Consider the following 12,062-nt stretch of genomic DNA (forward strand, 5'->3'; position numbering starts at 1 on the left):
CCCCGCCGGCCGGCCGGTGCCTCAGCGCCGCCGGAACATCAGGTCCCGCACCGTGTGGCCCTTGGCCAGGCCGGCGCTCTCGAACTTCGTCAGCGGGCGGAAGGCGGGCCGCGGGGTGTAGCCGCCGTCCTCCTGGAGGTTCTCCAGCAGCGGGTTGGCCGTCAGCACCTCCAGCATCTGCTCCGCGTACGGCTCCCAGTCGGTGGCGCAGTGCAGGGTCGCCCCCGGCTTGAGGCGGTCGGCCGCGAGCTCCACGAACTCCGGCTGGACGAGCCGACGCTTCTGGTGCCGCTTCTTGGGCCAGGGGTCCGGGAAGTAGATCCGGATCCCCGCCAGCGTGGCCGGCTCGATCATCTCGCGCAGCAGGATCAGCGCGTCACCGTTGGCGATGCGGATGTTGGTCAGCCCCTGCCGCTCGGCGAGGCTCAGCAGATTCCCCATGCCCGGCGTGTGCACGTCGGCGGCGAGGATGCCGGTACCGGGGTCCTCGGCCGCCATCCGCGCCGTGGCGTCCCCCATCCCGAAGCCGATCTCCAGGACGACCGGCAGCACCGGGTCCCCGAACAGCTTGCCGAGATCGAGAGTGGAGCGGCCGTCGATGTCCAGCCCCCAGGTGGGCCAGAGCCGCCGCAGGGCACCGCCCTGGCCGGTGGTGACCCGGCCGCGCCGCGGTCGGAAGCTCCGGATCCGGCGTTCGTGGTGAGAGCCCGCGGGGTCCACGGCGGGACCGTCCGGGAACAGCAACCGGCGCTCCGCCCGGGGGGCGGCGCTCGGCTCGGGTGCGGCGTCCGGCCTGGAGTGGGTGTTCGACTCGGACGCGGTATTCGACTCAGACACAATGCCCACAATCCTAAAGGCTGCGCCGTTCTTCCCGGCGGGCGCACGAGGGGGCGGCAGGGAGCCGGGCTGCCGGGGTTTCGGAACGCCCCGACGGCCCCGGGCCGTGTCCGCCCGGCGTTCCACGGCCTTGCGGCACACCGCTCCGACCTCGCGTGCCTGGCCACCCGGGACCGTCCACCCTCCGGGGTCGGACGCCGTACCGGTGCCGCAGCACCAAGGTCGCCGGACCACCGGGAGGCGATCCGCCGCGGACGAGGGCGGCAGCCTCGCTGAGAGGGCCGGACCGCCTCACCTCCTGCTCCGGCTACCGACCACCAGGGCCGCTCGGACACTCCCGCCCGGACCGGCAGGCCGACCCGCACGCCGACGCCGATCGCCATCGCCGATCGCCGGCACCCGTACCCGGGCAGCCGCGCCGGGCGCCACCGGGCCGCGAGAGAGATCCGATAACCGGAGAGGCGCCTCCGACGGGGCGGTGCGGTACGGACGGGGCACGGGCCGACTGGGCGGGCCGCCGGTCACGATGATGCCCTGGCCCTCTGACAGCGGCCGCAGCGGCCTCAAACCTCGGCGGCAGGGACCGGTAACCCGGGCAACGGCGGCTGCGTCCCGCCCCTCAGGCCGGGGCGACCAGCAGCGGCCTGGCCCGTTCCCGCAGCTCGACGACGCGCGGCTCGTCCCCGTACGGCTCCAGCCGATGCAGCAGATCCCGTACGTACTCGGTGGTGCGGGCGGAGGAGATCCGCCCCGCGACCTCCACCGCGCGGGTCCCCTGCGCACAGGCGGCGTCCAGGTTGCCGGACTCCAGTTCGGCCACCGCGGACACCACCAGACGGAGGCCGTGCGAGCGGACGTACTCCTCGGTGGGCCGGGACAGCGCCTGCTCGGTGAAGCGCCGCACCTGGCGCGGCGCCTTCAGGTCGCGGTAGCACTCGGCCGCGTCGGCGGCGAACCGGTCATGGGTGTAGAAGCCCAGCCAGGACGGGTCCGCGTCACCCTCCCGGGACCGCTCCAGCCAGCTCTCGGCAGCCCTCAGCGCCGCACCCGCCGCCTGCGCGTCCTGGGCCTTGGCGTGGGCGCGGGCCTCCACCAGCCGGAAGAAACTCATGGTGCGGGCGGTCGCCAGGCCCCGGTTCCGCTCCACCGCGGCCTGGGCCAGGTCGACGCCCTCGTCGGCGAACCCCCGATAGGTCGCCTGGAGGCTCATCGACACCAGCACGTAGCCGCCCAACGGGACGTCCGCGGCGGCCCTGGCCAGCCGGAGCGCCTGGATGTAGTAGCGCTGGGCGGCCTCCTGCTGACCCGTGTCGAAGGCCATCCAGCCGGCCAGCCTGGTGAGTTCGGCGGTGGCGCCGAACAACGAGCGGCCGACGTCGTCGCTGTAGGCTCCGAGCAGCAGCGGCGCGGCGTCGACCCGGAGGCACTCCGGAACCATCGACGAACGCCAGTCGCCACCGCCGTACTTGGAGTCCCAGCGGCGGGCGTCCTCGGCGGCCTCCCGGAGTTTGGAGACATCGCTGTGGCCCACCCGCTGGGCCGGGACGTCACCGCCGGGCTCACCCTCCGCCGGCTCACGGCCGGCCGTGTTGTCCGCCGGGTTGATCAGCCAGCGGGACGCCGGGGTCGCGTAGGCGCTGACCGAGAACGACCCGGCCAGGCTCTGCCAGACGCTGCCGCCGCCGCGCCGCCCGCTGACGTCCAACCGGTAGAGCTCGGTGGCGGACCGCACCGCCGCTCCGACCCCGCGCGGGAAGGTGAGCCCCACTTCGGGTGCCGGGTCGGCGTCCGCCAGTCCTATCTCGTGCAGCGGCACCGGACGGCCGAGTTTGCTGCCGATCGCGGCCGCGATCAGATGGGGGGCGACGCCCTGCGGCACCATGCCCTTGGAGACCCACCGGGCCACGGAGGTCTTGTCGTAGCGAAGGGTCAACCCGCGCTGGGCTCCCAGGTCGTTGACCCTTCGCGCGAGCCCGGCGTTGCTGATCCCAGCGAGGGCGAGGACGGCGCCGAGCTTCTCGTTCGGCCCGCGTTGCTCCCTGGACATGAGCCACCCCATCGAGACACGACGGCCGCCCCGGCATAGGCGCAGGGCATTCGTCAACCCAGCGTAGTTCTTCGCATCCTGACCGTTAAGGGGTCATACCAGGGATGGCGGATTGTTGCCTGTCCCCTCCGTGCGGCGAGGTGGCCTGTGCTCCTGGCCTATGCGGCCGTGCGCCCGCCCGTGCGCGCTGCCGCAGCCGGTCCGGAAGCGTTTGCATGACCGGGCGTGGGTCGGCTCACTGCACAGCATCCAGTGGGCTGGGGGATACCGCCGTCTCATTCCCCGCGGGCGGCGGGCCGGTCCGGGAGGCGCACCGACCTCCCGGGCCGCGTCGACCCGGACCCTTCCAACTCCCCGCGGACTTTGGCTGAATGCCAACCGTGCATCAAGGGCGCACGACACTTTTTTGTGCGCTCTCCGCAAGCGCTCCTATGCGCTCCTGCCATGGCAGCATGGTGCCGGAGACCGCCGGCCCCCTTCGGATCCGCGGTCCGACGGCAGTGTTCCACTGCCGTGATGTCGGGTTCGACGCCGTTTTCGATGCGGTTGACGGCGAATAAGTGTGCATCATGGCTGTCGGGTTGATTGTCCACAGCCTGTGGAGGCGCGATGCGGTGGTTGGTGGGATGGAGCAGCCCCGCCGGCGGGCACCTCGACGGTGGAGCCGAGAACGCGGTCCACCCCGTGGGCGCACAACTCCTGTGGCAGGACCCCGACCCCCTGTGGGCCGTCGGCGACTGGCGGCCCGACGAGGTGCGCGTCGTACAAGCCGATCCGGCCACCCGGCTGGCGGTCCTGGGATGCTGCGGCGCCACCGACGGCGAACTGCGCGCCGCGCTGCTCAGCGCACGCGGCGGAGCCTTCCGACACCTCACCACCTGGCCCGGCAGCTACACCGCGGTAGCGCAGATCGGCCGCCGGCTGACCGTCATCGGCGACCTCGCCGGAACCCTCCCCGTCTTCCACACCCCCTGGCAGCGGGGCACCGCGTTCGCCACCGCCGCTCTCCCACTGGCCGACCTCGTCGAGGCGCCGCTCGACGTCACCCACCTCGCCGCGCTCCTAGCCTGTCCGGACACTCCGGAGGCGCTCGGCGACGGCACCCCGTACAGCGGTGTGCGCCGGGTGCCGCCCGGCCACGCGCTGATCCTCCGCGAGGGCGCCCTGGAGACCGTCGGCTACGAACCCACCGCCTCCCTCGCCGTCGCCGCCGCCCAGATGGACGCGGAGCAGGCCCTGGAGGGCATACGGGAGTCCCTGGTCAACGCCGTACGGACCAGGTTGGCGGCCCCCCGGCACGCCCCCGGCGCCGAGACCGACCAGGGCCCGGTGCCCGGTATGGGACCCGCCGACCGCCGCGCCGCCCGGGGGGCACCGGCGCCGGGGATCGGCGCGGACCTCTCCGGAGGGAGCGCCTCGGCCACCCTGGCGCTCCTCGCCGCCGGGCTTCCGGGCGCCCCCGGCACCCTCTTCGGACACGGCACCGGAGGCGGTGAGCGGCTGCTCGCCGTCACCTTCAACGACCTCACCGCCGGGCCAGCCCGGGAGGCCGAACTCGAGCGGGCCCGGGCCCTCGCCGCCGATCCCCGGCTGCACCACGTCGTCGTCGCCGCCGGGGAGGAGGTCCTGCCGTACTCCGGGCTCGACACCGTCTTCCTCACCGACGAACCGGGCCCCGCACTGGTCAGCGTGGCCCGGGACCGGCGTCGGCTGCTCGCCGGCGGCGCCGACCACCTCGTCGGCCACGGAGCCCGCCAGGTCCTGGACGCACACCCGGCACGCCTGGCGGACCTGCTGCTGGTGCGCCAACGGCGCCGGCTGATCCGCCCGATGACCGCGCTCGCCAAGTCCGCCGGTCCCTCCGGCCCCTCCTTCCTGGCACCCTTCACCGTCTACCGCGCCGCCCGAAGACTCGCCCGGACCTCCTACCGCGAGGGAATCCAGGAGGCCGCGGGCAGACTGCTCCAGCACCGCGCCGCCGGAAACGGCACCACGCCGAACGGTGGCGCGGTGGACGCCTCGCTCGCCGCACTCGCCTGGTGCCGGCCGGGTCCCGCCGCCCGCTGGCTGACCGGCGAGGCGCTCGCCGAAGTGTCGGCCCGCCTCCAGGAGTCGGCCGCCCGCCCGGCCACCGCCGAGCGTCCGGGGGAGCGCCGCGCCGGCGCCGTACTCGCCCGAGCCGCCGCCGACCACCGGGTCTTCCAACAAGCCTCCGAGATACGGGGGCAGCGCCTGCACGCCCCCTTCTTCGACAACCAGGTGGTGCGCGCCTGCCGGGCGCTCCCGGAGTCGGTCCGGGTGCGCCCGGGAGCCCGCCCCTCGGTGCTGCGCGGTGTGCTGGCCGGCTCGGGCATCCACGAACTGCCCGCGGGCTGGGGCGCCACCTCGCAGGACGCGCAGGCGGCAGCCGCCCGCACGGGGCTCCGCTCGGCGGTCGACGACCTGGTCCGGCTCTTCGAGACGCCGCTCCTCGCGGACGCCGGCCTCGTCGACGCCCGAGTGGTCCGCAGGGCGCTGCGTTCGGCCGCAGAGGGAAGGGCGGTACCGCTGGACGGGCTCGCCGAACTGGTCTCCACCGAACTCTGGCTGCGGCGCCTGCTCGCCCGCCGCGGCAGCTGTTGGACCGGGGCCGCGGCCCGGCAGCGCGCGGTCGCCGAAGGCGTTCCGCGGTCGCTCTCCCGCTGAGCGGCCCGGGCCGGCGCCATCGGCATCGCGCCTTGGACGGTCCGGTGGATCAGCCGGTCAGGAACAGCTGATCCGGGAGTCCGCCCAGCTGGCCAGCCCCACCGGGAGGCTGCCCCGGTCCGGCTCCACCACCAGCCGCAGGGTCTTGCGCCCCGCCAGCGAGACGTTCACCGGTACCGCCGGATCCCCTCCGCGCACTGGCTCAGACCGCCACAGCAGCGTCTCGTCGCCGTAGACGGAGAAGAGCACGCTGCCGTGGCGGCCGGCCGGACCGTCGCCGACGCCCGCCACGGCCGTGTATCTGGTGCACGAGCGGTTGAGGTCGATGAGGACGGAGGACGCGGCAGGGACGGTCACCCCGTGTTCGTACCGACTGCCCCCGATCACGAGGCCGTAGCGGCGCCAGAGCCAGGAACTCGCACCCAACCGGACCTCAGGCGCCGAGCCGTCTCCGACCAGGTCGAAGGCGAGCCGGTTCACCGGATAGTCCTGGGCCGCGGGGGGAGTCACCTCCGGTGGGGGCGGCACGCTGCTCGGCTGGGGCTCCGGCGTCGGTGGTTCGGGCGGCGTCGGCTTGCCCGGCGCCGGTTTGCTCGGTGCGGGGCGGGACGCGGGCTTCCGGCTCGGCTTGGGTGCGGGCTCCGAGGTCGCCGCGGCGGGGGGAGCCGGCTGGTGCCCCGCTACCACCGGTGGGGTGGCCGTGGGCTCCGGGGCCGGCGGCGCGGAGCTGCTCGGCGGAGCGGTGGGCAGCACCGAAGGCCGGGGCCGGGACTCCACCGGAGCATCGGCCTCCCCGCTGGTCAGTGCGAAGACGGTGGCCGCGGTGGCGGCCACCACCCCCGCCGCGACACCCAGTTTCAGTGGGAGCCCCGCCCCCTTGGACAGCGCACCGCCCGCACTCGCCGCCGAGCCCCCGGCACCGCCCGCCGCAGCCGCGGCACCCGCCCCCGCGGCGGCCCCGGCGGCACCAGCCACCGCCCCGGCGGCCTTGACCGCGTACCCGGCGGCGAACCAGCCGATGACCGCGACCGGAAGCAGCGCCCGCAGCCGCTCGTTGACGTCCTTGAGCTCCAGCGCGGCGCGGTGGCACCGGGTGCAGTCGGCGAGGTGTTCGCGCAGTCCCCGCTCCGCTCGGGTCCGGAGCCCGCCACGGGCGAACGCACCGAGCCGGTCGGCGTACCGGGCGCAGTCTCCCCCCGTGGAACCAGAGGTCAGAGTGGAACTCACATGGGCCTGGAGGTAGGCCTGCCGGAGGCCCTCCCGGGCACGGTGCGCGAGCACCGCGGTGGCGTTGGCCGTCAACCCCAGCAGCGGGGCCACCTCGCTGGGCGACCCCTCCTCGACGGTGGTGTGCCACAGCACCGTCTGCCAACGCTCCGGCAGACTGCGGAACGCCCGGACCGCCAGCGATCGTTCGGCCTCGTGCATCGCCCGCACATCGGCGCCCAACTCGGAGCCCGCCTCGTCGAGCGCGGTGTTCGCGGCCGCGGCCGCGAACACGGCGAAATCCTCGATCAGTTGTTCACGCTTCGCGGTCCGCGCCCAGGACGCCGCCACCCGGCGCACGGTGGTCAGCAGATAGGCGCGTACGGCCGATTCGGGGCCGGAACCCCGGCGGACCGCCTGAAGGGCCCGGGCGAACACCTCGGCCGTGAGGTCCTCGGCGGTGTGGGCGTCCCGGCAGCAGCTACGGGCGTACCTCCGTACCGCGTCCGCATGGCGCCGGTACAACTCCTCGTAGGCGTTGTCGTCGCCACCGCGCAGCCGGGCCAGCAACTCGCCGTCCCCCGGCGGAAGCTCGGCCTCCTCGGCGTCCCGTTGCCGGGGCACACTCGCCTCACGGCTACGGGCCACCTCGCCGGCCGTGCGCTCTTCGTCACCGGCCCGAGCCTCGTCCAGCTCGTCAGAACCCATGTCCCAAGCCCCCGACCACCAGCTGTACCGCGTATCGCGCAAAGACTGCCACAGGGGGCCGGTCGGACCGGCCCCGGGAACCGCTCCACCACACTTCCGGGGTGTTCCACCGGAGCCACCCGCCCCGACCGTCCGCCACCGACACGGCGACACCGACGGTCACCGCCGTGCGTCGTGCCCTGACCCGGCCTCTCAGGCCGGGTAACGGGGCCGGAGTCCCTCGAGCAGGATCTCCAGGAGTCTGCCGGCCGCGATCTCCTGCTGAGCGGGGTCCGGGAGCGAGGGCGCGGCCGTCGCTATCACCAGCAGTACGTCGGCGACCGTCACGTCACCGCGGAGTTCGCCCGCGGCCCGGGCACGCTCCACCAGCTCCCCGACGACCTCCAGCAACGCGGCCGAGGCCGGATCCCGTTCCACGGAAGGCAGCTCCGCCAGCCGTAACTCCTCCCGCTCCGGGGCCTGCGGTCCCTCCGCCTCAGCCGGATCGGCAGGCGTGCCCCAGGACTCCTCCGGCTCTGCGGCTTCGGACTGCGCGCTCGAGGGCTGAGCGGTCGAGGGCCGTGCGGGGGCGGACTCGGCGCTGTCGAACGGCGTGCTTTCGAACGGCGTGCTTTCGAACCGTGTGTCTCCGGACTCCGCCGCCCCGTACTCAGCGTCCTCGGCGTCCGGTCGCCGCTGGTGTGGCACCCGGTGATCGGTGTCCGACCCCACTCCCACACCGATGTCCGCCCCGACCAGCACCTGCGGCGGCAGCAGCCGGCCGGCCCCCGAGGCCACCGACGTCCGCAGAAAGCGGGCGAGCGCCGACCAGGGCTCGTCCTCCCGGGCGAGTGCGGCCCGGGCCTGCTCAGTGAGCCTGGCGGTCTCCTGCTCGGCGATCCTCCGGACCAGTACCTCCTTGCTGGGGAACCGCCGGTAGACCGTGCCCACACCCACCCGTGCCCGCCGAGCGACATCCTCCATCGGCGCGCCGTAACCGAGCTCGCCGAAGACCTCCCGCGCCGCCCGTAACACGTGCTCCAGATTGCGGCGGGCGTCCACCCGGAGCGGCGCCGGACGCAGACCGCCCCCGTCCGCCTTGACATCCGTCGTCGTCTGCTCATCGTCAGACCCGACAACAGCCGACGACTGAGAGCCGAAAATACGCATATAGATCCCCCGGTGCCGATGTCTCCCCCCGGAGACTTCCCCGCCCCTGTCCGCCGGGTGCGTGGTCCTGGCACCCTGGCGCCTTACGAAGATAGTTGAGGGGACACTCAGAAAGAAGGGGGCGTTTCACTCGACCCGCGCCCCGATTGGAGCACCTTTCCCGACCGCCTCGGCCCCTCTCCTCCCGTCCGCCCCGTTCGCTGCCCTGACCTGGGAAAGTCCCGGCCCGCTCAGCCGGACCGCACCGGCGTACACCCGTCCGGGCCGGTCATACATTTCGCGGAGCCTGTGGACAAACAGCCGTCGCGGGTGCGTCATGGGAGAGGGTGTGCTTTCGACGGCGAGATCACGAGGAGACCACAGGTGAAGGAACCGGCCCGCATTCTCGTGGTCGGCGGTGGCTATGTAGGCATGTACACCGCTCTGTACCTCCAGCGGAGGATGAAGCGCGGTGAGGCCCACATCGTCGTGGTCTCTCCCGAGCCCTATATGACGTACCAGCCCTTCCTGCCCGAAGCAGCGGCCGGGTCCATCTCCCCGCGTCATGTCGTCGTCCCGCTCCGGCGAGTGCTGAATCGGTGTCAGGTACTGCTCGGCGAGGTACGCGCCATCGACCACGCCCGGCACACCGCGACCATCACCACACTGGCCACCGAGGAGGAGGGGAGCGGCGCGCTCGAACTCCACTACGACGAGCTGGTCCTCGCCCCGGGATCGGTCTCCCGCATCCTCCCCGTCCCCGGTCTGGCCGAGCACGGCATCGGTTTCAAGACCGTCGAGGAGGCCATCGGACTGCGCAACCACGTCCTGGAGCAACTGGACATCGCCTCCTCCACCCGGGACCCGGACGTCCGCGACGCGGCCCTCACCTTCGTCTTCGTCGGCGGGGGGTACGCGGGAGTGGAGGCCCTCGGAGAGCTCGAGGACATGGCGCGGTACGCCACCCGCTACTACCACAACATCGAGGCCGCCGACATGAGATGGATACTCATCGAGGCGACCGACCGGATCCTTCCCGAAGTCGGGGCGGAGATGGGCCGCTACGCCCTCAGCGAGCTGCGGCGGCGCAACGTCGACGTCCGACTCGGCACTCGGCTGGACAGCTGCGAGAACCGTGTCGCGGTACTCAGCGACGGCACCCGCTTCCCCAGCCGTACGCTCGTGTGGACCGCCGGGGTCAAACCGCATCCGGTCCTCGCCGCCAGCGATCTGCCGAGAACCGGAAAGGGGCGGCTGAAGTGCGAAGCCACCCTCCGGGTGGCCGGGGTGGAGCACGCCTGGGCCGCCGGCGACGCGGCGGCCGTCCCGGACCGCACGGCCGACGAGGCCGACGCCGAGTGCGCGCCCAACGCCCAACACGCCGTACGCCAGGCCCGGGTGCTCGGAGCCAACCTGCTGGCCTCCCTCCGGGGAGAGCCGGTCGAGGAGTACCGGCACTCCTACGCCGGTTCCGTCGCCTCGCTGGGCTTCCACAAAGGCGTCGCACACGTCTACGGTCGTAAGTTGAAGGGCTACCCTGCGTGGTTCATGCACCGGGCCTACCATCTCAGCCGGATGCCCACCTTCAACCGCAAGGCGCGCGTGTTCGCCGAATGGTGTCTGTCCGGGCTCTTCAAACGCGAGATCGTGTCGCTGGGTTCGCTGGAACACCCGCGTGCGGAGTTCGAACTGGCCGCCGGGACCGGACGCCACCCGGAAGGTACGTGACCAACGGACGACCGGGATCAGGAACTACGCGGACCGCACCGACGTCTGACCTATGTCAGACCGGTCGGCGACACTGGACGTGTGAGCATGGATGGGCTGATACCCGTACAGCGTGCCCAACGCCGCGGCAGGGCACGGCGATACCAGGCGGCCGGCCCGGCGAACGGCCGCACGAACGCGACTCGACTCCAGCCGTACCTCTGGCCGGCCCGGCTGACCCGAAGCGACATCACGAGGCAAATCTCAGTGAACTTCACGCGCTGGAGCGCCCGGCTCCCCGGAACACAGCGACGCGCCGCTGCGCGGACCGCCCGCATCACCACCACCCGGCTCCATCCGAGCCACCCGACCCGACCGAGGCCGAAGCGCACCGCGGGGTCCTCATCTCCGCGGCGGACGTGACCGACCAGATCGAGGCGGCCGAGCGGGTGCGGACGGGTGCGCGCCGGCAGCGGGCGGTGGCCGTCACCCTGCAGCGCTGCCTGCTCCCGCAGGAACTGGAGCAACCGGACGACCTCCGCGTCGCCGCCCGGTACCAGCCCGGTGGCACCGAGGAAGCGGTCGGCGGCGACTGGTACGACGTCATCACCCTCGGGGCCGGTCGCACCGCGCTCGTCATCGGCGACGTCATGGGGCGCGGGGTCAGGGCCGCCACGGTGATGGGCCAGCTCCGTACCGCGGTCCGTGCCTACGCCCGGCTCGACCTGCCGCCGCACGAGATCATCCAGCTGCTCGACGGGCTGGCGGCGGAGATCGACGCCAGCCAGATCGCGACCTGCCTCTACGCGATCCACGACCCCAACGAAGGACGGCTGCTCTACGCCTCGGCGGGCCATCTGCCGATCGTCGTCCGGGACGCGGACGGCACCGTCCGCCGGACCGCCGAGCCCACCGGGCCACCGCTCGGCACCGGCGGTTGGCCGCACAGCTCCGGCACCGTCCCGCTCGCCCCGGGAGCCACCGCCGTCCTCTACACCGACGGCCTCGTCGAGCGCCGGGACGCCGACATCGACGAGGGCGTCACCGCACTCGAACGCGCGGTGGCCTCAGCGACCGGCTCACCCACGGACATGTGCGACCGGCTGATCCGATCCCTCGGCATCACCGAGGAGCACGACGACGACGTGGCGCTGCTGATCCTCCAGCACCCCGAACGCTCCGGACAGGACGCGGAGCTGTTCCACAACGCCGCCCTCGACCTGCTCGGCGGTGTGGAAGCGGCGCCGCGGGCCCGTGCCTTCGCCTCCGGGGTCCTGGCCAGTTGGCGGTTCCCTCCGGAACTCCACGACCTGGGGGTCCTCGCGGCCAGCGAACTCGTCGCCAACGCCCTCCAACACGGCTCCCCGCCGATGCGGCTGCGGCTCCGACGCACGGACCGCCGCCTGATCATCGAGGTCACGGACGGCGACGACCGCCTACCGCACCGCTGCCAGGCAGAGCCGGTGGACGAGAGCGGGCGCGGAGTCTCGATCGTGGCGACGATCGCCTCCGCTTGGGGAGCGCGACGGGTGCCGGACGGCGGTAAGGCCGTCTGGTGCGAGTTCCTCCTACCGAGCGGTGCCTGAGGGCACTCCCACCCGCCCACCGAAGGAGGGCTCCAGCTTTCCGGCGCCCCCGCCTCCGGCGGCTCGAGGGCCCGTCCCGGCTGTCCCTGACAGTGGTTTTGAGTACCGCTGACCAGTGGTGTAGTGTTCTTCGGGTTGCCAGGGGCCGGTTGGTTTCT

Annotated in this window: 6 protein-coding genes and 1 pseudogene; 3 read left to right on the forward strand and 4 right to left on the reverse strand. The window is 73.1% G+C overall.

Annotated elements, in window-relative coordinates:
* Window positions 1–21 precede the first annotated feature (21 nt).
* Together trmB and BGP73_RS10425 are read right to left on the reverse strand one after the other, a co-directional pair.
* The gene (gene trmB, locus BGP73_RS10420) at window positions 22–744 is read right to left on the reverse strand and encodes a tRNA (guanosine(46)-N7)-methyltransferase TrmB (RefSeq protein ID WP_244501162.1); all 723 of its coding nucleotides are present in this window, start codon (window positions 742–744) and stop codon (window positions 22–24) included.
* 712 nt (window positions 745–1,456) lie between these two features.
* Window positions 1,457–2,884, reverse strand: coding sequence for an MFS transporter (locus tag BGP73_RS10425; protein WP_069813940.1), 1,428 nt, complete (start codon window positions 2,882–2,884; stop codon window positions 1,457–1,459).
* Window positions 2,885–3,493: 609 nt separating this feature from the next.
* On the opposite strand from BGP73_RS10425, the gene BGP73_RS10430 reads away from it, so the two are divergent.
* Complete coding sequence (locus BGP73_RS10430; RefSeq protein WP_079127396.1) at window positions 3,494–5,569, forward strand: asparagine synthase-related protein; 2,076 nt, start codon at window positions 3,494–3,496, stop codon at window positions 5,567–5,569.
* A 57-nt stretch (window positions 5,570–5,626) separates the two neighbouring features.
* On the opposite strand, the gene BGP73_RS10435 is transcribed toward BGP73_RS10430, so the two are convergent.
* Both BGP73_RS10435 and BGP73_RS10440 read right to left on the reverse strand, forming a co-directional pair.
* Complete coding sequence (locus BGP73_RS10435) at window positions 5,627–7,483, reverse strand: sigma-70 family RNA polymerase sigma factor (protein WP_079127397.1); 1,857 nt, start codon at window positions 7,481–7,483, stop codon at window positions 5,627–5,629.
* Window positions 7,484–7,675: 192 nt separating this feature from the next.
* Entirely contained in the window at window positions 7,676–8,632 is a 957-nt protein-coding gene (locus BGP73_RS10440; protein WP_079127398.1) for a TetR/AcrR family transcriptional regulator, read from the reverse strand.
* A gap of 363 nt (window positions 8,633–8,995) precedes the next feature.
* Here BGP73_RS10440 and BGP73_RS10445 point away from each other — a divergent pair, with 363 nt between their 5' ends.
* Together BGP73_RS10445 and BGP73_RS10450 are read left to right on the forward strand one after the other, a co-directional pair.
* Entirely contained in the window at window positions 8,996–10,339 is a 1,344-nt protein-coding gene (locus BGP73_RS10445; RefSeq protein WP_069813941.1) for an NAD(P)/FAD-dependent oxidoreductase, read from the forward strand.
* A gap of 371 nt (window positions 10,340–10,710) precedes the next feature.
* Window positions 10,711–11,904: pseudogene (locus BGP73_RS10450) on the forward strand (ATP-binding SpoIIE family protein phosphatase); the annotation flags it as partial.
* Window positions 11,905–12,062 lie beyond the last annotated feature (158 nt).

The sequence above is a fragment of the Streptomyces sp. TP-A0874 genome, from assembly GCF_001748085.1.
Lineage (GTDB): Bacteria > Actinomycetota > Actinomycetes > Streptomycetales > Streptomycetaceae > Streptomyces.